At 71.2% G+C, this 20,656-nt stretch carries 21 protein-coding genes and 1 tRNA gene; 7 read left to right on the plus strand and 15 right to left on the minus strand.

Features of this window, described 5'->3' with window-relative positions; all coding sequences use genetic code 11:
* Window positions 1-89 precede the first annotated feature (89 nt).
* From C0010_RS02010 to C0010_RS02030, 5 genes are all read right to left on the minus strand, one after another.
* Window positions 90-1,175 carry a branched-chain amino acid aminotransferase gene (locus C0010_RS02010; protein ID WP_105565357.1) on the minus strand — a complete coding sequence of 362 codons (1,086 nt, stop codon included), beginning with the start codon at window positions 1,173-1,175 and terminating at the stop codon, window positions 90-92.
* Between the two features lie 49 nt (window positions 1,176-1,224).
* Window positions 1,225-2,283, minus strand: a complete 1,059-nt coding sequence (locus tag C0010_RS02015) for a 3-isopropylmalate dehydrogenase (RefSeq protein WP_105565358.1) — start codon at window positions 2,281-2,283, stop codon at window positions 1,225-1,227.
* Window positions 2,284-2,368: 85 nt separating this feature from the next.
* Window positions 2,369-3,958 carry a phosphoglycerate dehydrogenase gene (gene serA, locus C0010_RS02020; protein WP_105565359.1) on the minus strand — a complete coding sequence of 530 codons (1,590 nt, stop codon included), beginning with the start codon at window positions 3,956-3,958 and terminating at the stop codon, window positions 2,369-2,371.
* A gap of 220 nt (window positions 3,959-4,178) precedes the next feature.
* Window positions 4,179-4,535: a hypothetical protein gene (locus C0010_RS02025; protein ID WP_105565360.1), complete on the minus strand. Its 357-nt coding sequence runs from the start codon at window positions 4,533-4,535 to the stop codon at window positions 4,179-4,181.
* Complete coding sequence (locus tag C0010_RS02030; RefSeq protein WP_105565361.1) at window positions 4,532-5,038, minus strand: DNA polymerase III subunit gamma/tau; 507 nt, start codon at window positions 5,036-5,038, stop codon at window positions 4,532-4,534. The genes C0010_RS02025 and C0010_RS02030 overlap by 4 nt, the downstream gene beginning before the upstream one ends.
* Before the next feature lie 147 nt (window positions 5,039-5,185).
* On the opposite strand from C0010_RS02030, the gene C0010_RS02035 reads away from it, so the two are divergent.
* A complete protein-coding gene (locus C0010_RS02035; protein WP_105565362.1) occupies window positions 5,186-6,232 on the plus strand; it encodes an FUSC family protein in 1,047 nt (348 codons plus the stop codon).
* A gap of 3 nt (window positions 6,233-6,235) precedes the next feature.
* On the opposite strand, the gene C0010_RS02040 is transcribed toward C0010_RS02035, so the two are convergent.
* Window positions 6,236-7,480 (minus strand): MFS transporter, encoded by a 1,245-nt coding sequence (locus tag C0010_RS02040; protein WP_105565363.1) that lies wholly within the window; start codon window positions 7,478-7,480, stop codon window positions 6,236-6,238.
* Window positions 7,477-8,541 carry an anthranilate phosphoribosyltransferase gene (trpD, locus tag C0010_RS02045; protein ID WP_105565364.1) on the minus strand — a complete coding sequence of 355 codons (1,065 nt, stop codon included), beginning with the start codon at window positions 8,539-8,541 and terminating at the stop codon, window positions 7,477-7,479. Before trpD ends, C0010_RS02040 begins: the two co-directional genes overlap by 4 nt.
* Window positions 8,542-8,660: 119 nt before the next feature.
* Here trpD and ctaE point away from each other — a divergent pair, with 119 nt between their 5' ends.
* Genes ctaE through qcrB form a run of 4 tightly spaced genes read left to right on the plus strand, consistent with a single transcriptional unit; the run spans window position 8,661 to window position 12,933 of the window.
* A complete protein-coding gene (gene ctaE / locus C0010_RS02050) occupies window positions 8,661-9,287 on the plus strand; it encodes an aa3-type cytochrome oxidase subunit III (RefSeq protein WP_267893842.1) in 627 nt (208 codons plus the stop codon).
* Window positions 9,288-9,312: 25 nt separating this feature from the next.
* Window positions 9,313-10,116 (plus strand): cytochrome bc1 complex diheme cytochrome c subunit, encoded by an 804-nt coding sequence (qcrC, locus tag C0010_RS02055; RefSeq protein ID WP_105565366.1) that lies wholly within the window; start codon window positions 9,313-9,315, stop codon window positions 10,114-10,116.
* Window positions 10,117-10,150: 34 nt separating this feature from the next.
* Window positions 10,151-11,224, plus strand: a complete 1,074-nt coding sequence (gene qcrA / locus C0010_RS02060) for a cytochrome bc1 complex Rieske iron-sulfur subunit (RefSeq protein ID WP_105565367.1) — start codon at window positions 10,151-10,153, stop codon at window positions 11,222-11,224.
* Window positions 11,221-12,933 carry a cytochrome bc1 complex cytochrome b subunit gene (gene qcrB / locus C0010_RS02065; protein ID WP_105565368.1) on the plus strand — a complete coding sequence of 571 codons (1,713 nt, stop codon included), beginning with the start codon at window positions 11,221-11,223 and terminating at the stop codon, window positions 12,931-12,933. The genes qcrA and qcrB overlap by 4 nt, the downstream gene beginning before the upstream one ends.
* 344 nt (window positions 12,934-13,277) lie before the next feature.
* On the opposite strand, the gene prfB is transcribed toward qcrB, so the two are convergent.
* Window positions 13,278-14,387 (minus strand): peptide chain release factor 2, encoded by a 1,110-nt coding sequence (gene prfB, locus C0010_RS02070; RefSeq protein ID WP_105565369.1) that lies wholly within the window; start codon window positions 14,385-14,387, stop codon window positions 13,278-13,280.
* 65 nt (window positions 14,388-14,452) lie between these two features.
* Between prfB and C0010_RS02075 the strand changes: the two genes are divergently transcribed.
* A complete protein-coding gene (locus C0010_RS02075; RefSeq protein WP_408631062.1) occupies window positions 14,453-15,745 on the plus strand; it encodes an MFS transporter in 1,293 nt (430 codons plus the stop codon).
* Between the two features lie 5 nt (window positions 15,746-15,750).
* Here the strand turns inward: C0010_RS02075 and C0010_RS02080 are convergent, their stop codons facing one another.
* The 7 genes from C0010_RS02080 to C0010_RS02105 form a co-directional block, all read right to left on the minus strand.
* Window positions 15,751-16,236, minus strand: a complete 486-nt coding sequence (locus C0010_RS02080) for a pilus assembly protein TadG-related protein (protein ID WP_232531668.1) — start codon at window positions 16,234-16,236, stop codon at window positions 15,751-15,753.
* Window positions 16,233-16,658: a TadE family protein gene (locus C0010_RS02085; protein WP_105565566.1), complete on the minus strand. Its 426-nt coding sequence runs from the start codon at window positions 16,656-16,658 to the stop codon at window positions 16,233-16,235. The genes C0010_RS02080 and C0010_RS02085 overlap by 4 nt, the downstream gene beginning before the upstream one ends.
* A 49-nt stretch (window positions 16,659-16,707) precedes the next feature.
* On the minus strand, window positions 16,708-17,058 hold the full coding sequence (locus C0010_RS02090) for a TadE/TadG family type IV pilus assembly protein (RefSeq protein ID WP_232531669.1): 351 nt from the start codon (window positions 17,056-17,058) through the stop codon (window positions 16,708-16,710).
* Between the two features lie 101 nt (window positions 17,059-17,159).
* A complete protein-coding gene (locus tag C0010_RS15100) occupies window positions 17,160-17,333 on the minus strand; it encodes a hypothetical protein (protein WP_174150233.1) in 174 nt (57 codons plus the stop codon).
* Between the two features lie 45 nt (window positions 17,334-17,378).
* Window positions 17,379-18,320, minus strand: coding sequence for a type II secretion system F family protein (locus C0010_RS02095; protein WP_105565371.1), 942 nt, complete (start codon window positions 18,318-18,320; stop codon window positions 17,379-17,381).
* A complete protein-coding gene (locus C0010_RS02100) occupies window positions 18,317-19,174 on the minus strand; it encodes a type II secretion system F family protein (RefSeq protein WP_105565372.1) in 858 nt (285 codons plus the stop codon). The genes C0010_RS02095 and C0010_RS02100 overlap by 4 nt, the downstream gene beginning before the upstream one ends.
* Window positions 19,171-20,358, minus strand: coding sequence for a CpaF family protein (locus C0010_RS02105; protein WP_232531670.1), 1,188 nt, complete (start codon window positions 20,356-20,358; stop codon window positions 19,171-19,173). Before C0010_RS02105 ends, C0010_RS02100 begins: the two co-directional genes overlap by 4 nt.
* A gap of 108 nt (window positions 20,359-20,466) precedes the next feature.
* Here C0010_RS02105 and C0010_RS02110 point away from each other — a divergent pair.
* Window positions 20,467-20,548, plus strand: a tRNA-Leu gene (locus C0010_RS02110).
* The last annotated feature ends 108 nt before the right edge of the window (window positions 20,549-20,656 follow it).

Here is a 20,656-nt window from a genome sequence, read left to right on the forward strand (position 1 = left end):
ACGCAGGCGCGCGAGCGCCCCGACCGGGGCGTCGTGCCATTGCGCCGGCAACGGCGGAACTCCCCCGATCGGGGCGGCAGCTCAATCGGTTATGCGTCCAGGCGGTAGAGCCAGTTGTGGGAGTCCTCGCGGCGCCCGTACTGGATGTCGGTGAGCTCCTCGCGCAGCGAGAGGCCCAGCTCGCCCGACGGCTGCTCGTCGACGAAGCCTGCGCCCTTCAGCGTGCCGATCGGGGTGACGACCGCCGCCGTGCCGCACGCGAACACCTCGGCGATGTCGCCCGAAGCGACGCCGTCGCGCCATTCCTCGAGCGATACTCCGCGGCGCTCGACCTTGTGCCCTCGCTCCTCGGCGAGCGTCAGGAGCGAGTTGCGCGTGACGCCGTCCAGGATGCTCTCCGAGTCGGGCGTGACGAGGGTCCCGTCGGCCTTCACGAACACGACGTTCATGCCGCCGAGCTCCTCGACGTTGCCGCCGGAGTCGAGGAACACGACCTGGTCGCACCCCTGCGCGATCGCCTCGGACTGCGGGAGCAGGCTGGACGCGTAGTTGCCGCCCGTCTTCGCTGCGCCCGTGCCGCCCTTGGCCGCGCGGGCGTAGTTCTCGCTCAGCCAGATCGAGACGGGCTTCACGCCGCCCGAGAAGTATGCGCCGGACGGGCTGCCGATCACGCGGAAGTCGTACTTCTTCGCGGGCCGGACGCCGAGGAACGCCTCCTTCGCGTACATGTACGGCCGCAGGTAGAGCGTCTGGTCGGGGTTCGACGGTACCCACGCGCCGTCGACCGCGATGAGCTCGCGGAGCGCGCGCAGGAACAGCTCCTCGGGGATCTCCGGCATCGACAGGCGGCGCGCGCTCCGGTTCATCCGGCGCGCGTTCAGCTCGGGGCGGAAGGTGTAGATGCCGCCTCCGGCGTGGCGGTAGGCCTTCATGCCCTCGAAGACCTCCTGCGCGTAGTGCAGGACCGCCGCCGCCGGGTCGAGCGTGATCGGGCCGTACGGGCGCACCCTGGCGTTGTGCCATCCGCCCCGCTCGGACCAGCACACATCGACCATGTGATCGGTGAAGACCGTGCCGAAGCCCGGGTCGACTAGCAGCTCCTCGCGCTCGGCAGGGCTCTTGCCCGCGAGGTTCTTCTGCACCAGGAAGTCGGGCAGTGCGGTGGTTTCAGCCATGGTGGTTCCTAACGTGCGTGGGGCGGTGGAGAGCCCGCCGGGATCAAGGTTACGCCCGCACCGAGGCGGCGATGTCGTCGCCGATGTCCGAGGTCGTGCGGCTGCCCGTGCCCTCGCGCCGCGCCGCGATGTCGGCCTCGATCGCCGACGCGACCCGAGCCGCCTCCTCGGTGAGCCCGAGGTGGTCCAGCAGGAGGGCGACCGAACCGATCGCGGCCGTGGGGTCGGCGGCGCCCGTGCCCGCGATGTCCGGCGCGGAGCCGTGCACCGGCTCGAACATCGAGGGGAACGCGCCCGCCGGATTGATGTTCCCGGATGCGGCGAGCCCGATGCCGCCCGTCACGGCGCCGGCGAGGTCGGTCAGGATGTCCCCGAAGAGGTTGTCGGTGACGATGACGTCGAAACGGCTCGGGTTCGTGACCAGGAAGATCGTGGCCGCGTCGACGTGCAGATAGTCTACGGCCACGTCCGGGTACTCCTCGCCGACCTCGTCGACGAGCCGGCGCCAGAGCGACCCCGCGTTCACCAGCACGTTCGTCTTGTGCACCAGCGTCAGCGCGCCGCGCCGCTTGCGCGCCGCCTCGAACGCGTAGCGGACGACGCGCTCGACGCCGAACGCCGTGTTGACGCTCGTCTCGTTCGCGACCTCGGCGGGCGTGCCCTGGCGGATCGCCCCGCCGTTGCCGACATACGGGCCCTCCGTCCCCTCGCGCACGACGACGAAATCGATCTCGCCGGGGGCGGCGAGCGGACCGGGCTGGCCGGGGTAGAGCTTCGAGGGGCGGAGGTTGACGTAGTGGTCGAGCGCGAAGCGCAGCTTCAGCAGGAGCCCGCGCTCGATGTTCGCGTCGCGAAGGCGGGGGTCGCCCGGTTGGCCGCCGACAGCGCCGAGAAGGATCGCATCGTGCGAGGCGATGGACGCGAGGTCCTCGTCCGTCAGCGTATCGCCCGTGTCGAGGTAGCGCTGGGCGCCGAGCGAGAATCGGGTCCTCTCGAACGACACGCCGGAACCGGCGGTCGCCGCGTCGAGCACCTTCTCGGCCTCGGCGACGACCTCCGGCCCGATCCCGTCGCCAGGGATCACTGCAAGCTTGATGACGCGCGACATCGCGCTCCTCCTTCGACGATGCCGGACGCGCCGGCGTGTGGGTATGGGAGCGGCCCCGCCCGCAGACGGGGCCGCCGGTGAGCCGTCAGTCCTCGACGAGCTCGATCTGGCGCACGATGCTGGCGCCGATGGCCTCGCCCAGGTCGGCCAGGACGTCCTCGGGGACGCGCTGGCTCACCGTGATGACCGCGATCGCCTGGCCGTCGACCTCGCGGGCGACCTGCATGCCCTCGATGTTGATGCCGGCGTCGCCGAGCTTGGCGCCGTAGATCGCGACCATGCCCGGGCCGTCCTGGTAGCGGATCACCACGTGGTTGCTCTCGATCGGCACCTCGATCTCGTAGTGGTTGATCCGGACGATCTTCTGCACCATACGCGTCCCGGCGAGCGTGCCCGCGACCTCGAGCGTCGTGCCGTCGGTGAGGGTGCCCCGCAGGATCGTGATGTTGCGGTACTCGGGGCTGTCGGCCTCGACGATCATCCGGGTCTCGATGCCCCGCTGCTCGGCGATGACCGGCGCGTTCACGTACGACACCGACTCGCTGACGACGTTGCGCAGGATGCCCTTGAGCGCCGCGAGGCGGTAGACGCTGACGTCGTAGTCGGCGAGCTCGCCCCGCACCTCGACCTCGAGCGACTGCAGGCCGGCGGATGCGAGGCCGCCGAAGATCTGGCCGAGCTTCTCGACGAGGTCGATGCCGGGGCGCACGAACGGGTCGATGGCACCGCCGGCGACGTTCACCGCATCCGGCACGAGGTCGCCCTCGAGGGCCAGCTTGACCGATTTTGCGACCGAGATGCCCGCCTTCTCCTGGGCCTCACCCGTCGAGGCACCGAGGTGCGGCGTGGCGACGACGTTGGGCAGGCCCGTCAGCGATGTGTCGGCGGGCGGCTCGCTCGTGAACACGTCGAGGCCCGCGCCGGCGATCTCTCCGGCCGCGAGGGCCGCCGCGAGCGCCTCCTCGTCGATCAGGCCGCCGCGAGCGACGTTGACGACGTAAGCGGTCGGCTTCATGGCCTTCAGCTCGGCCTCGCCGATCATGCCCGTCGTCTCGGGCGTCTTCGGCATGTGGATCGTGAGGAAGTCGACCTGGCGCACGAGCTCCTCGAGGCTGAGCAGCTCGACGCCCAGCTGCTGCGCACGCGCGGCCGTGACGTAGGGGTCGTAGGCCACGACCCGCATCCCGAAGCCCTGCATGCGGGCGGCAACGAGGGCGCCGATGCGGCCGAGCCCGACGACACCGAGTGTCTTCTCGAACAGCTCGGTGCCGGTGAAGCTGCTGCGCTTCCACTCCCCTGCGCCGAGCGACGCTCGGGCGGCCGGGATGTGGCGGGCGAGGCTCACGATGTGGCCGCAGGTGAGCTCCGCCGCCGAGATGATGTTCGAGGTCGGTGCATTGACGACCATGACGCCCGCCTGGGTCGCCGCCTTGATGTCGACGTTGTCGAGGCCGACACCCGCGCGGGCGATCACCTTCAGGCGCGGGGCGTGCGTGAGCGCCTCCGCGTCGACCTTGGTCGCCGACCGGACGAGCACGGCGTGCGCCTCGCCGAGCGCGTCGAACAGCGCCGGCCTATCGGTGCCGTCGACCCGCCGGATGTCGAAGTCGGGCCCGAGGGCGTCGACTGTGGCGGGCGAGAGCTGTTCGGCGATCAGGACGACGGGCTTCGACACGTGGGATCCTTCGATGCTTTGCGCGAGGGCGCGGTGGATATCGCCGCGTCGCGCTCCATCGCCGACGCGATCTGCGCCCAGCCTATCGCCGCCCCGACGACGTGACGAATCTGCCGCCCGCGGTGCCGGCACACGGCGTCACACTGCGCAGACGGCGGCCATCCGCCGCTCCGGCTGAGCAGTCTGCGCGCCGCGCTCGCGGTCGGGCCGCGGGCCGCGCTCAGACGGCGACGAACGCCGACTGGTTCGCCGTGGCGTAGGCGATCACGTCGAGCCAGAACACGGCGACGACGGCCAGGCCCGCGAAGAGGAGCAGCGCGAGCCGCCCGATGCCTCGGCTCCGACCGATGGCGACGCCCGCGGCGAAGACCGCGATCGGCAGCATGATCGTCAGCAGCCACACGGCCCATCCGGTCGCCGACAGCGACAGGCCCGCCTCGGAGAAGAAGCTCACCTGTGTGATGAGCTGGCCGACGCCGTTCCACACGGCGAAGGCGTAGAACAGGCCGAACAGGCCGGCGACGGCGGCGACCAGCCAGCCGGGAGTGCCGCGCGTCGCGGTGCTGCCACCGCTCATCGCCCGATCACCCCCACCATCACGAACGGCCACGGCACGAGGATGATGACGCCGGCGATCAGCCAGGCGAAGCGCACCCACGTCGCGCGCCCCGCGGTCAGCACCCAGGCGGCGACGAACCAGACGGCCGGCGCCGCGATGCCCAGCGCCATGCTGCCGAGGAACATCGCGTCCTGACCCTGGAGCACCTGGAGCCGCATGGTTCCCAGCACCCAGCCGACGGTCCACAGTGCGTAGACCCCGCCGAGCAGGCCCACCGCGACCAGCGCGACGTCGCCCATCCGGCGCGGCCCTGCGGACGGCACCGCCTCCTCGTCGGCCGGCGCCGAGGAGTCCTCCCCCGCGGCGGGCTCCTCTTCCGCGGCGCGCGGCGTCGGCTCCGGCGGAGCGCCAGCTCCGACCGGCTCGCTCGCCTCCGGTGCGGACGGCTCTGCGTCGGGGCCGACGCTGAGCGTCGGGTCGTCATCGCCGTCCCATGACAGGGCGTCGTCTGGTCGTGACATGGCTTCAGCGTATGCGCCGAGCGGCGGAGTTGCCTGACCGGCGGCGGTTCCTCGCCCGCGTCCGCCCGACGGCGGCCGCCGCGGCGCACCGGCGCGGCGCTCGCGCGCGGGTGCCGGCAGCCGCCGGTCGCGCCGTACGCTGACAGCATGGAGGTCCTCTCGGCCGTGCGGGCGAAGCGCCGCGCTCCGGTTCTGCAGCTCGCGAAGACGGCGGTCGCCATGGTCGCGGCGTGGCTCATCTGCGGGTGGCTGATTCCGGTCGGCCCGCCTCCTGTGTTCGCCGCGATCGCGGCGCTCCTGGTCGTGCAGCCGAGCCTGAACCAGTCGTACCTCAAGGCGATCGAGCGCAGCGCCGGCGTCATCGTCGGTGTGCTCGTGGCCAGCGCCGTGGCGCTGTTCGTTCCCGACGCCGTCTGGGCGCTCGTCCTCTCGATCGTGCTCGGGCTCGCGGTCGCATGGGCGGTCCGGATGACGGCGGGCACGACCAATCAGGTCGCGATCAGCGCCCTGCTCGTCGTCGCGATGGGCCAAGCGACCCCCGACTACGCGTTCGACCGCGTGATCGAGACCATCATCGGCGCGGCGCTCGGCTTCGTCGTGAACCTGCTGCTGGTGCCGCCCGTCACGATCGCTCCCGCCAAGGAGGCCGTCGAGGCGCTGGGCGCCGAGGTCGCGGCGACCCTCGACCGGCTCGCGGACGCGCTCGACCACACCCGCACGCCGGCACAGCTGGCGGAGATGATGGTCACGGCGCGCCTGATGCGCCCGATGCGCGACGCTGCGGACGCCGCGATCGAGTCAGCGCGCGAATCGCTCACACTCAACCCGCGCGGCGGCAGGCACCGAGGGGCGCTCGACGACATCGTCGCCCTGCGCGACCGCTTCTCGCCCGTCGTGACGCAGGTCGTCGGCATGACCAGGGCGCTCTACGACCGGTACGACGACGGCCTCGCCGAAGACCCCGTCGCGCTCGGGATCGCCGAGCAGCTCAGGCGCGCGGCCCACGACGTGCGCTTCTTCGTGCGTCGGGCGGACCAGGCCCCCGATGCCCCGCCGACCGAATCGATGCCTGCGCTGACCCGGCCGATGCGCGTCCCGAAGCCGAGCGCCGACAACTGGATCCTCGTCGGTTCCCTGCTGGAGGACCTCCGGCGCGTGCACGAGGAGCTGACGGACGACGACCCGCTCCCGTAGGGCTCAGCGCCGCGCAAGCACCACGAGCGCCGCGGCGAGGGACGCCGTGAACAGCGCGGCGAGGGCGAGGGTGAACACGAGCGGGGCCGTCCAGGCCCCCGTGGCGTCGTGCAGGAACGCCGCGACGGGCGCGCCGAGCGTGCCCGCCACGTACGCGAAGCCCTGCACGACGGCCGAGGCCGTCGCCGCCTCCCGGTCGGATCGGACCGCGCGGACCAGCACCGTGAACACGACGACGAACCCGCCGGCCTGCGCGACGCCGCCGATCGAGGCCCACAGCACATAGAGCTCCGGGGCGAGCAGCAGGCCGAGGGAGATCGTGATCCATCCGGCGGCGACCGTCATCGCCGGGACCACGATCGGGAAGAACCTCGCCAGCAGCGGCACCAGGAATGCTCCGGCGATCGCCGTCGCCTGGAACAGCGAGGCGAGCGCGCCGGCCTTCGACGCGCTCGAGTCCGTGAGGTCGGCGGCGATCGCGGGGAGCCAGGTCGACAGCGCGTAGTACCCGGCCGACTGACCGGCGAACGTCAACGTCAGCAGCCACACGACGGGGTTGCGCAGCGCGCCGCCCCTGCGCCCCATCACGGGAACCGGGCCGGTGAGAGAGATCGACTCCGTCGCGCCGGAGCCCGACGCATGTCGCGACCTGACGCCCTGCTCCGCCCAGGTCGCGCCGGGCTCGCGGTCGCGGAGCATGTGGACGATCCAGAGGGCGAGCGCGGCGATCGGCAGGACGATCGACGCGGCCAGCGCCGCGGGCCAGCCCATCGCCTCCGCGAGCGGCGCCGTCGTGAGCGTGACCAGCAGCGCGCCGACGTTGATCACCGCGGCGTAGGCCGCCGTGACCGTCGCGACATGCCGCTCCGGCACGTCGCGACGGATGATCACCGGGACCACGACGTTGCCGATCGTGATCGTGACGCCCATGACCGCCATGCCGATGAGCATCGCGGTGAAGCTCGGGAGCATCCGGATGAGCGTTCCCGCGATCACGCCGGCGAGGCAGACGATGACGGCGAGCTCGGGGCCCGCCCTGCGGATGACGAGCGATGCGACGGGCGTCGCGACGGCGAACATCGCCACCGCGACGGTCATCAGCATCGAACCGGATGTCGAGTCGAGTCCGAGATCGGCGACGATGTCGCGCAGGACAGGCGAGACTCCCAGGATCGGTGCGCGCAGGCACAGCGCGACCGCGAGGATCCCCGCGACGACGAGCCAGGGGAACGCCCTGCGGGCCGTCATTCGGCGCCAGCCGCGGCGGACGCCTCCACCCACGCGGTCAGCCGTGCCTCGGCGCGGCCGTCATCGATCGCGGCCGCCGCCTCGTCCCTGGCCTCGTTCAGCCGCTCGATCATGTTCCGCTGCGCCTGCGACGGGTCCTGCGACAGGCGGAACGCGACGATGCCCGCCGCCGCGTTCAGCAGCACGATGTCGCGGACCGCGCCGCGCTCCCCCGCGAGCGTGCGGCGCAGCACCCCCGCGTTGTGGGCGGCGTCGCCCCCGCGGATGTCGTCCAGCGTCGCGGTGGGCATCCCGAGGTCGCGCGGATGCACGTCGAACGCGTGCTCGTCGCCGTTGGAGATCTGCCAGATGCGGCTGTAGCCGGTCGTCGTCAGTTCGTCGAGCCCGTCCTCGCCGCGGAAGACGAGCGCCGTCGCGCCCCTCGTCCGGAAGACGCCGGAGATCAGGGGCACGACATCCGGATTCGCGACACCGACCGCGTTGGCCTCGGCGCGGGCGGGATTGACGAGCGGGCCGAGGAAGTTGAACACCGTCGGCACGCCGAGCTCGGCGCGGACGGGGCTCGCGTGCTTGAAGCCGGGGTGGAACGCCGCCGCCCAGGCGAACGTGATGCCCGCGCGGTCGAGAACGCCGGCGACCGCCTCCGGCGGGAGCCGCAGGTCGATGCCGAGCTCGCTGAGCACGTCGCTCGCGCCTGACTTCGAGCTCACCGCTCGGTTCCCGTGCTTCACGACGGGAATGCCCGTCGCCGCGATGATCATGGCGGCGGTCGACGAGATGTTGACCGTGCCGATGCGGTCGCCGCCCGTGCCGACGATGTCGAGCACGTTCGGGTCGACGGGGAGCGGCACGGCGGCGTCGAGGATCGCGTCGCGGAACCCGATGATCTCGGGCACCGACTCGCCCTTCGCGCGCAGCGCCAGGAGGAAGCCGCCGAGTTGTGCGGGGGTCACCGCCCCCTGCATCACCTGCCGCATGGCCCATTCCGCCTCTGACACGCTGAGGTCGCGCCCCTCGAGGACGGTCGTCAGGACATCCGGCCACACAATCTCATCCGCCATGGGAACAGCCTAATGGGCGGGATTCACAGGCGACCGGCGGCCCGAACTAAGGTTCCCCTCACTACGATCGGGGCGGAGTCCTGCCCACAGCACGGTGTTTCATCGGCCATAATGGACTCGTGACATCCCCAGCTACCTATGCCCCGGCACTGAAAGTGAAGCGACCTGAACCGGTCGTGGTCGGCACGATCGTCTGGCTCGGCAGCGAAGTCATGTTCTTCGCCGGCCTGTTCGCGATCTACTTCACGCTCCGCAGCACCAGCCCCGGGCTGTGGGAAGAAGGCGCCGGCCTCCTGAACGTGCCGTTCGCGCTCGTCAACACGATCATCCTGGTCCTCTCGAGTGTGACCTGCCAGATGGGCGTCTTCGCCGCCGAGAACGGCCGCCCGTTCCGCGACGAGGTGAACGGCCGCAAGAAGCTGGGCATGGTCGAGTGGTACTGGATCACCTTCGCGCTGGGGGCCGTGTTCGTCTCCGGCCAGGTGTGGGAGTACGCGCAGCTCGCGGCGGAGGGGCTCACGATCAGCTCCAACTCGTACGCGGCCGCCTTCTTCCTGACGACCGGCTTCCACGCCCTGCACGTCACCGGCGGACTCATCGCGTTCCTCCTCACGATCGGGCGTGTCTACGCCGTGAAGAAGTTCCGCCAGAAGGAGGAGACGACGGCCATCGTCGTGTCCTACTACTGGCACTTCGTCGACGTGGTCTGGATCGCGCTGTTCCTGGTCATCTACTTCCTCAAGTAAAAAGAGCGGAAAGCTGAAGCAACACATGGCACTGTTCACCAAGAGCCGCAAGGCCGGCCGACGCAGCCCGCTCGCGACCGTCGCACTCCTCGGCATCGGCCTGCTCCTCTCCGGCGGCATCTACGCCGGCGCCTCCGCCGCCGTCGCCGCCACCACCGAGACCGCACAGGCGGAGACCACCCTGACGGTCGAGGACGGCCAGAAGCTGTTCCAGGCCAACTGCGCGACCTGTCACGGCCTCGACCTCGAGGGCACCGCCAACGGGCCCTCGCTCGCCGGTGTCGGCGAGCTCGCCGTCGAGTTCCAGATGTCGACCGGCCGGATGCCGCTGCAGATGCAGGGCCCCCAGGCCGAGATGAAGGAGCCGCAGTTCACGGAGGAGCAGATCCTCGCGGTCGCCTCCTACGTGCAGTCGGTCGCTCCCGGCCCCCAGTACCCCGCCGACGAGGTGCTCGACGGCGAGGGCGACGTGGCGCACGGCGCCGAGCTGTTCCGCATCAACTGCGCGATGTGCCACAACGTCGCGGCCGCCGGCGGTGCGCTCACCGAGGGCAAGTTCGCGCCGGACATCCAGGACACGAGCGCCCTGCACATCTACGCGGCCATGGTCACGGGCCCGCAGAACATGCCGGTGTTCAACGACATGAACCTCACGCCCGAGGACAAGCGCGACATCATCTCGGCCCTGCTGTACCAGCAGGAGGCCCAGGCGCCCGGCGGCTTCACGCTCGGCTCGCTCGGCCCGGTGTCCGAGGGCCTCTTCGTGTGGATCTTCGGCATCGGCGGGCTGATCGCCGTTGTCGTGTGGATCACGGCGAAGTCCAACTGAGGCTCATATGACGAACGAATCTACGAGGAGCACCATGGCACACGACGGTGAGACACAGGAGGTGGCGGCCTACCAGCCCGCCGCCGGCCTGGCCGTCAATGTCTCCGACGCACCCCAGAACCCGGGGATGCCGCCCCACCGGCAGCGGATGACGGACAAGGACCCGAAGGCCGAGAAGCGCGCAGCGCGCGTCGTGTACGGCTTGTTCTACCTGTCGGTGGCCGGAAGCCTCTGGGCGATCGCCGCGTACATGCTGTTCCCGATCGAGGACCAGCAGATGACCTCGATCCGCCACAACAACATGTACATCGGCCTCGGCATCGCACTCGCGCTGCTGTCGATCGGCGTCGCGGCGATCCACTGGTCGAAGGCCCTGATGGCCGACCACGAGTACGTCGAGGAGCGGCACGCCACGCGCGGCACGGAGGAGACTCGCGAGGCCACCATCGAGTCGTTCCGCATCGCCAACGAGGAGTCCGGCTTCGGGCGCCGCAAGATGATCCGGAACTCGCTGTTCGTCGCACTCGGCGCGTCGATCCTGCCGGGCCTGACGCTGTTCCGCGGCCTCGCACCGCACTCGTCCGAAGAGGACCCGCTCGCCGGTGACCCCGTCGCTCTGCTCAACACCACGATGTGGGAGAAGGGCACGCGCCTGACGCGCGACCCGGGCGGCACGCCGATCAAGGCTTCCGAGGTCACGCTGGGCTCCGCGTTCCACGTCATCCCCGAGGGTCTCAGCGAGCTCAGCCACCACGACGGCATGCTCAACGAGAAGGCCAAGGCCATGGTCCTCATGGTCCGCCTGCTGCCCGAGCAGCTCCACGAGCGCGAGTCGCGCAAGGACTGGTCGTACGACGGCATCGTCGCGTACTCCAAGGTCTGCACGCACGTCGGCTGCCCCGTCGCCCTGTACGAGCAGCAGACCCACCATCTCCTCTGCCCCTGCCACCAGTCGCAGTTCGACGTGACGGACGAGGCGAAGGTCATCTTCGGCCCTGCTTCGCGCCCGCTGCCTCAGCTGCCCATCACCGTCGACGACGAGGGCTACCTCGTCGCGCGCAGCGACTTCGAAGAGCCTGTCGGCCCGAGCTTCTGGGAGCGCCATTGAGTACCGCAACCGTTCAGGACGAGACCCAGAAGCCTGACGAGAAGCCGCTGGGCGGCAAGTTCGTCGGCGGAGTCGCCAATTACCTCGACGAGCGCACGAGCCTCTCCGGCCTCGTGAAGGCGCTCGGGCGCAAGGTCTTCCCCGACCACTGGTCGTTCATGCTCGGCGAGATCGCGCTGTGGTCGTTCGTCGTCGTGCTCCTCTCGGGCACGTTCCTCACGTTCTTCTTCGAGGCCTCGATGGCCGAGACCGTCTATCACGGCGCATACCCGCTGATGAACGGCATGGAGATGTCGGCCGCGATGGAGTCGACGCTGCACATCAGCTTCGACCTGCGCGGCGGGCTGCTGGTCCGCCAGATCCACCACTGGGGCGCGCTCGTCTTCGTCGCGGGCATCGGCGTCCACATGCTGCGCGTGTTCTTCACGGGTGCCTTCCGCAAGCCGCGCGAGCTCAACTGGGTCATCGGCTTCGTCATGTTCGTCCTGGCGATGGGCCTCGGGTTCACGGGCTACTCGCTCCCCGACGACGTCCTCTCGGGCAACGGCCTCCGCATCATCGACGGCATGATCAAGGGCATCCCGCTGATCGGCACCTGGACCTCGTTCCTGCTCTTCGGCGGCGAGTTCCCCGGTGACGCGATCGTCGGACGCCTCTACTCGCTGCACATCCTGATCCTGCCGCTGATCCTGATCGCGCTGGTGGTCCTCCACCTCATGCTCATGATCATCAACAAGCACACCCAGTTCGCGGGCCCCGGCCGCACGAACAACAACGTCGTCGGCTACCCGATGATGCCGGTGTACATGGCGAAGATGGGCGGCTTCTTCTTCATCGTCTTCGGTGCGATCGTCCTGATCGCCTCGATGGTGCAGATCAACCCGATCTGGAACTACGGCGCGTACGACCCGTCGCCGGTGTCCGCCGGTACCCAGCCCGACTGGTACATCGGCTTCGCCGACGGCGCACTGCGCCTCGCTCCCCCGCACCTCGACTGGGTCATCGGCAACTACACGATCCCGATGGGCGTCATGCTGCCGCTGATCGTGCTGGTGGTCTTCATCGTGCTCGTCGCGGTGTACCCGTTCATCGAGGCCTGGGTCACGGGCGACAAGCGCGAGCACCACATCGCTCAGCGCCCGCGCCACGCCCCGACCCGCACCGCCATCGGTGCCGCCGGCGTCTGGTTCTACGCGGTCCTCTGGGCGGCGGCTTCGTCCGACATCATCGCGACGCACTTCAAGCTCACGATGGAGGGCGTCATCCACGGCCTTCAGGCCGCGCTCATCCTCGGCACGATCGTCGTGTACTGGATCACGAAGCGCATCTGCATCGCGCTGCTCAAGAAGGACCGCGAGATCCTCCTGCACGGCTACGAGTCGGGCCGCATCGTGCGCCTCCCCGGCGGCGAGTTCCGTGAGGTCCACAAGCCGGTCGACGTGTACGAGCGCTGGAAGCTCATCCCCGACTCGGAGTACGAGCCGCTGATCGTGCGCCCGAACGACGAGGGCAGGATCACGGGCAGCCAGAAGTTCCGCGCGGCCCTGTCGCGCTGGTTCTTCGAGGACCGCCTCGCGCCGATCACGCAGACGGAGCTCGAGCACGCCGAGGAGCACCAGGCGCACGCCCTGGCCGAGTACGGCGACGACCCGACGGACAACCCGCACTTCCGCCACCAGCACGAGGTGACGGACGGCGAGAACAAGTAACGTCCTGTCGGCAAAGCGGAAGGCCCTTGCTCTCTTGGCTGAGAGCAAGGGCCTTCCGCTGCAACAGCTGGTTGCGTCCGTCGGCTCCGGACGGGACGCTCCGCAGGATCCCCAGCGCTCCTCTGCCTGCCGCTTCGCGTCAGGCAGAGCCTCGCGCGCCGGGGCCCCGCCCCCGCTCGCTGCGCTCGCTCCCGCCAAACCCGATGCCAGCCTGCGGAGCATCCCGTCCTACGCCGACTCACCAGCGTTGGTCACGTTGAGAGCGCACAAACAGAACGTCCGCACCCCGGATGATGGGGTGCGGACGTTCATGGTTCTCCGTTGAGAGAAAGCGCGGCTCCGCGTCAGTCCTCGGTGGGGCGCTTGCGCCAGCGGATGCCCGCGTTGATGAAGCCGTCGAGGTCGCCGTCGAAGACCGTCGTCGGGTTGCCCGACTCGTAACCAGTGCGGAGGTCCTTTACCAGCTGCTGGCCGTAGAGGAAGTAGGAGCGCATCTGGTCTCCCCAGCTCGCGGTGATGGTGCCGGCGAGCTCCTTCTTCTTCGCGGCCTCCTGCTCCTTCTGCAGCAGCAGCAGGCGCGTCTGCAGCAGGCGCATGGCGGCCGCGCGGTTCTGGATCTGCGACTTCTCGTTCTGCATCGAGATGACGATGCCGGTCGGGATGTGCGTGATGCGCACGGCGGAGTCGGTCGTGTTCACCGACTGGCCGCCGGGGCCCGACGAGCGGAAGACATCGATGCGCAGGTCGTTCTCGGGGATGTCGACCTCCTGGGCCTCCTCCATCACCGGGATCACCTCGACGGCCGCGAACGACGTCTGACGCTTGTCGGCCGAGCCGAACGGGCTGATGCGCGCGAGGCGATGGGTGCCGGCCTCGACCGACAGCGTGCCGTAGGCGAAGGGCGAGTCGATCTCGAACGTCGTCGACTTGATGCCGGCGCCCTCGGCGTACGAGGTGTCGAGCACCTTGACGGGGTAGCCGCGGCGCTCCGCCCAGCGGAGGTACATGCGCATGAGCATCTCTGCGAAGTCGGTGGCGTCGTCGCCGCCCGCGCCGGATCGGATCGTCACGACGGCGCCTCGTTCGTCGAACTCGCCGTCGAGCAGGGTCTGCACCTCGAGGTCACCGATCGACTTCTCCAGCGCGGCCAGTTCGGTGCGCGCCTCGTCGGCCGTGTCCTGGTCGTCCATCTCGATCGCGAGCTCGACCATGACCTCGAGGTCGTCGATGCGCCCCTCGGCTTTCTCGACCTTCGCGAGCTGCGCCTTCGCGTGGCTGAGGGCGCTCGTCACCTTCTGCGCATTCTCCTGGTCGCTCCAGAGCTCCGGATCGGCGGCCTGCTCCTCGAGGGCGGCGATCTTGTCGCGCAGGCCCTCGGGGTTCACCACCTCTCGGATGTTCGCGAACGTCGTGCGCAGCGCCTGGATGTCGGCGGACAGGTCAAGTTCAATCATGGCCTCCTCAGCCTACCGCCGATCGGCGTGGTGACCCGTGCGTGCAGCGGAGTAGGCTGATCCGAGTGACTGCCGCGCCCCCGTCGTCCCCCGGTCCGGACGCACGCACCGTGCTGCTGCGCTTCGGCCCGATGATCTACGGCCCGACGGCGCTCTACTCCTTCGGCCAGGGCGCGGTTCTGCCGCTGCTGCCGATCCTCGCGGTGCATCTCGGCGCATCCCTCTCGGTCGCGGCGCTCGTTCCCGCCGGCATCGTCGTCGGGCAGCTGTGCGGGAACATCCCCGCTGGTTGGCTCGTCTCCCGAGTGGGCGAGCGCACTACGATGATCATCGCAGCCGCGGGCTCGCTCGTCGCGTGCGCCGTGATGCTGTTCGCGGAGTTCTGGGGCCTGCTCGCGCTCGGTGCCCTCCTCGTCGGGCTCTTCGCCGCGGCGTTCGCGCTCGCGCGACACACGTTCATGACGACCCGCGTTCCGTATTCCGTGCGCTCCCGCGCGCTCGCGGCGCTCGGCGGGGCCTTCCGCCTCGGGGCGTTCACCGGCCCGTTCGTCGCGGCCGCTCTCCTGGGCGTCTTCCACGACGAGCGAGCCGCGATCTGGTTCTTCGCCGCCGTCCTCGTGCTCGTCGGCCTCCTCGTCGCGTTCGGTCCGGACCCGGAGCGAACCCTCATCCGCCAGGAGAGCGCGGCCAGGGAGGAGGTGGTGGAAGACACGGGCGAAGCCGTGACCGGCTCGATCCCGACGGCCGAGCGCGTCGGCGTCTGGCGCACGATGCGGCGCAACCGCGAGGTCCTCTCCCGGCTCGGCCTGGCCGCGGCCAGCCTCGCCGCGGTGCGCGCGGCGCGCCCCGCGATCCTTCCCCTGTGGGGAGTCTCGCTCGGGCTCGATTCCCAGACGATCGCGCTCGTGGTCGGCGTCTCCGGTGCGATCGACTTCGCCCTCTTCTACGTCAGCGGCCAGATCACGGACCGCTTCGGGCGCCTCGCCTCCACGTTGCCCGCGCTCGGCCTGATGGGCGCGTCGCTCCTGCTGCTGTCGTTCACGCACGGGCTCGAGGACGCGGCGCTGTGGTTCGGCGTGTGCGCGATCGTGCTCGGCGTCGGGAACGGTCTCTCCAGCGGCATCCTGCTCACGATCGGTGCCGACATCGCGCCGGAGCGCGAGCCGGCCGCGTTCCTCGGCTCCTGGCGCACGATCACCGATGCTGGCGGGGCGTCGACGCCGCTGCTCATCTCGGGCGTCACCGCGCTCGCGTCGCTGTCGGTCGCGACCGGCATCGTCGGTGCCGTCGGCCTCCTCGGCGCGCTCGCGTTCCTCCGCTGGGTGCCGCGCTACGCTCCAGGACCGCCGCGCGGCTGAGCAGTTCAGTTCAGCGCCGTCCGGCTCGTCGCCGTCGCGGTCAGCTCCACGCCGTCCGGCACGAACGGGCTCAGCAGGACCGGGTGCCAGCGGTCGGCGACCGTGACGCGGGCCGACGCGCCGTCCGGCGTGCCCGCAGCGACGAGCGCCGCGCCCCCGCCCGCGACGACCACCACGGACTCGGCCTGCTCGCGCACCTCGTCGTCGCGCAGGGTCGCGATCGGATCGTCCCCGCGGAGCTCGATCTCGAAGCCGTCCGCCCCGGCGAGCGCCGCGGCGTCGGCGAGCGCGTCCAGCCGCTTCTGCGCCAGGTACATCGACGTCGCGTTCGCGCACACCAGGATGAGCGCGAGCGCCAACAGCGCGTAGCCGAGCGTGAGGAGCAGCGTGCTCCCGTCCTCGTCCCCGGCGAGCCCGCGCCCCCGTGGCGCGTGCCCTGTGCCGCGGGCGCCCCCGTGCCGTCGGATGCGGCGGGCGGGCGACGCGCTCACCCCGCTCCCCCGAACCGCGAGACCTTGTGCGCCGCCGTCGCCTCGATCGGGACGCGCGCGATCCGGTCGAGGCCGAGCACGGGCGGGACGAACGGCAGCTCCGCCTCCGCGCGCACCGTGACCGTCACGACGGCGCCCGCTTCGGGGCACCTAGATGCGGCGGGTGCACAGCTCACACCGATGTCGAGCGCGTCGGAGTCGATGCCGTACTGGCTCGCAACGGCCGCCGCGGTCTCGCCCGGCGTCGATGCCGAGTCGTTCGCGATCGTGCGAGCCGCGAAGCGCGCGGCCGCCTCCGCGCCGAGTGCGTGCGACTGAACGGTGCCGAGGGCGATCACGAGGTACGCGATCGGCACGAGCAGCAGCACCCCGACCGCGATGAACTCGAGGGCGGCCGAACCGCCCTCGTCCGCGCGGAGCATCCCTCCGCGGATTCCGATGCGGCAGATGGGCTTCCGCACGCCCACGCGCTCACCCGAGCGACTCGCGCGGTGCATGCGCCGTCACCTCCAGGGCGCCCGAGAGCCCGAACGGCCCCGCGAGCGGCAGAGCGGCGCTGATCGTGACGACGACCGAGTCGACTCCCGCGACGGCACCGCTCGTGACCGAGACCTCCCTGGCGTATCCGTCACCGACGGCGCGCGCGATCAGTTCGTCCGCACGCGTCGCCGCCTCGCCCGGCCGAGCATCGGCGAGCGCGGCCCGGTAGGCGGCGTCGACGGCCGCATCCTGCACGACGTTGCGCGTGTACACGGCGAAGCCCAGCTGGAGCACGGCGACCGTGAGCAACGTGAGCAGGGCGCCGACCAGGATGAACTCCACGGGCGCGGAGCCGCGGTGGTCCGCCGCGACGCCCGGCGACGGCGCACGGCCGGCACGGCGCCGTACCGCGGCGGACGCCTCCCCTGCCCGCCGGCGCCAAGTCAGATGACGCCGACGCTCGAGATGGCGCGCTCGAACAGCGCCGACAGCGCCGGCCCGGCGAGCATCCATACCGTGACGACCAGGCCGGCGGTCATCAGCGTGATGAGCACCCACCCCGGCACGTCGCCCTCTTCGTCGGCCGCGAGGCCCCGTGCTCGTCTCTTCCCGTTCATGCCTGTTCTCCTCTTCTCCTGTCATCGGTCTTCCGTCCGGGTCCGTCACAGCCCCACGTTGAGCATCGTGATGCCGGGCAGCAGCGCGAACACCACGCTGAGCGGCAGGATCGCGAAGACCAGGACGACGAGCATCCAGATCTCCCGCTTGCCCGCCTGTTCGATCAGCGTGCGCTTCGCTTCCTCGCGCGCGTCGCCCGCCTGCGCTTGGAGGGCCTGTGCGAGCGGTGCGCCCCTCTCCAGGGCGGCCACGAGGTGATCCGTCGCGCGGCTGAGTGCTGGCACGTCGACGCGGCGCGCCATTCCGGTGAGCGCGCCGGCGAGCGGCTCGCCCGTCCCGACCTCGACGACGACCCGCCGCAGCTCCCCCGTCAGCTCGCCCGTGCCGACGTCGGCGACGCGCCGGATGCTGTCGAGGATGCCCTCGCCCGCCGCGAGGCAGAGCGCCAGGAACTCCAGCACCGTCGGCAGTTCGTCGGCGATGCGGCGCGCCCTGGCCTTCGCCCGGGAGGTGAGCGCGGCGTCGCAGCCCAGCGCCCCCGCGGCCGCGCCGAGGAGCGGCACAAGTGCGGCTGGCGGGGCGAAGCGGCCCGCCATCGCGACGGCGACGAGCAGCACGCCTCCTGCCAGCGCTCCGGCGAGCCCCCACGCCAGTTGGCGCCCGCGGAAGGCCGCCGCATCGGAGCCGAGGCCCGCGCGCTCGAGCCGCCTGGCGACGGCCGCCGTCCCGCCGAGCAGCGCCGTCGCCCTGAGCCGCGCAGCGCGCCAGAGCGCGCCCCCGGCGCCCGCGATCGCCGAACCGGGGTCGCTGGCGCTGCCCGCGGCGGTCGTCCCCGCCGGATCCGTGACGTCCCGGATGTACGGTGCGATGCGGCGCTCCAGAGGAACGGCTCCCCAGCGCGGCATCGCGGCGAGCACGGTCCAGAGCCCCGCGCCGAGCGCACCGCCGAGCAGGACGGCGAGCGCGATGTCCGAGGCGCCGCTCATGCGAACCAGCGCTTCGGCTCCGGCAGGCGCCCGACCCGGATCATCAACCGGTACGCGACGACCGATACGACGGCGCCCGTGACGATCACGACGACGCCGAGCCCGCTCGAGTACGCCGCCGCCCCCTCCGGGCGAATCGCGAGCATGCCGAGGATCGCCCAGGGCGCGACGACCCCGAGCACGGCGGCGCCCTTCGTCCAGGACTGCCGGGATTCGACCTCGCCGCGCAGCGCCGATTCCGCCCTCACCGATGCCGCCAGCGCCCGCAGAACCGGGACCAGCTCGGTGCCGCCGACCTCCCGCGACATCCGGAGCGTCTCGATGATGCGGTCGGCCAGCGGGTCGGCCAGCGAGCGCTTCAACCGGTCGATGCTCGACCCGAAGCTGCCGGACGCCGCCATGTCGCGAGCGAAGCGCGAGAACGACGGCCGCAGTTCGGCGGGCGCCGACTGCGCCAGGCTCGCGACGGCGTCCGGGAGCGCCATCCCCGCGCGCACGCTCGCGACGAGGAGGTCGCAGACGTCGGGCCACAGCGAGCGCCTGGCCCGGATGAGCGCCGAACGACGGCCGCGGAGCCAGGCGATCGGCGCGGCGGCGCCCGCGATGCATGCCAGGCCCACGAGCACGGGGATCTGGGCCGCCAGCCATGCGCTCGCCCCCGCCACGGCGCCGGCCGAGGCGCATCCGACGACGAGCACTCGCGGTGCGGCATCCGGGAAGCCCGCCGCGGCGAGCAGCTGGGCCGACGCGCCCGTCACCCGAGGCGCCTCCCGCCGTGCCGAGGCCGGCCACAGCCACGGCGAAGCCGTGAGGAGGACTCCGGCCGCCAGCAGCACGCCCAGCAGAATCGTCACAGCGCCGCCGCCTCTCGCTGCGCCGCGCGTTCCCCGGCGGATCTGAGGAACGCGCCGGGGCGCCACACTGTCTCGGTGGCGATCGCCGCCTCGTCGTGCTCGCCGGTCGGCGCCGCGATCTCGGCCACGCGCCGACCGCCGCTCGGCAGCCGCTCGCAGTGCACGACGAGGTCGACGCTGCGGGCGATCGCCGGGGCGATGAAGCCGCGATCGATGTTGCGACCGGCCAGCAGCGGCAGCATCGCGAGCTTCGCGAGCGCATCCGCCGCCGAGTTCGCGTGCACCGTCGCGGCACACGGCACGCCCGTGTTCAGCGCCAGCACGAGGTCGAGCGCCTCGGCATCGCGCACCTCCCCGACGACGATCCGGTCGGGCCGCATCCGGAGGGCCTCGCGCACCAGCCGGCGCAGGGTGATCTCCCCCGTGCCCTCGAGGCTCGGCTGCCGCCCCTGCATCGCCACCAGATCGGGCGCGTCGACGGCGAGCTCGAAGGTCTCCTCGACTGTGACGATGCGGTGCTCCGGCGGCGACGCCGCCAGCAGCGCACCGAGCATCGTCGTCTTCCCCGCGTGCGTCGCGCCGGAGACGACGACGCTGCGCCCCGACGCCATGGCGCCGCGCAGCAGCTCGGCCGCGCCCTCGTCGAGCGAGCCGGCCGCGACGAGGTCGCCGAGCCTCCGGTGCGAGGGCAGGAAGCGCCGGATGTTCACCAACCAGCTGCGCCTGGCGACATCCGGGATCACGACGTGCAGGCGCGAGCCGTCGGGCAGCGACGCATCGACGACGGGTTGGCTCAGGTCGACCCTGCGGCCCGCCGAGTGCAGCATCCGTTCGACCAGGTCGCGGATCTCCCGCTCCTCCACGCGGAGCGCGAGGCGCTCGCTGCGACCGCCCCTGGCGACGAACACACGGTCCGGCCCGTTGATCCAGAGCTCCTCGACCGTGTCGTCGCTGAGGTACGCGTCGAGCACGCCGTACCCGGTCAGCGTCGCGAGCACCTCGCGCTCGCACGCGGCCTCGTCGTCGATCGGGGCGAAGCCGCGGGCTGAGGCCATGTCGTTGTGCCGCCGCATCTCGCCGCGCACGAGGCGCACGGTCGCGTCGTCGTCGCGCGCCGGATCGATGCTCTCTGCGCGCAGACGGGACCGGATTCGGTCGGTCAGGTCGGCGGGAACGGCGCTCACGCGTTCCGTTCTACCGACATCCGCGCGCCGCCGCCGAAGTTATCCACAGGGGGCGCCGGGCGGCGGCGGCGCGGCGCGGCTTCCCCGCACACCTAGAATGGAGGCCGCGCGGGCGTGGTGGAACTGGCAGACACGCAAGGTTTAGGTCCTTGTGCCTCACGGCGTGCGGGTTCGAGTCCCGCCGCCCGCACGAGAAGTGGCCGCCCAAGGGGCGGCCGCTTCTCGTCGTCGATCTTCGGAGTCCTCGGTCGCGGGAGGCGATCTTGTTCGCTTCGCTCGCAAGATCGGCTCCCGCACG

The sequence above is a fragment of the Microbacterium halophytorum genome, assembly GCF_002970975.1.
Classification (GTDB): Bacteria; Actinomycetota; Actinomycetes; order Actinomycetales; family Microbacteriaceae; genus Microbacterium; species Microbacterium halophytorum.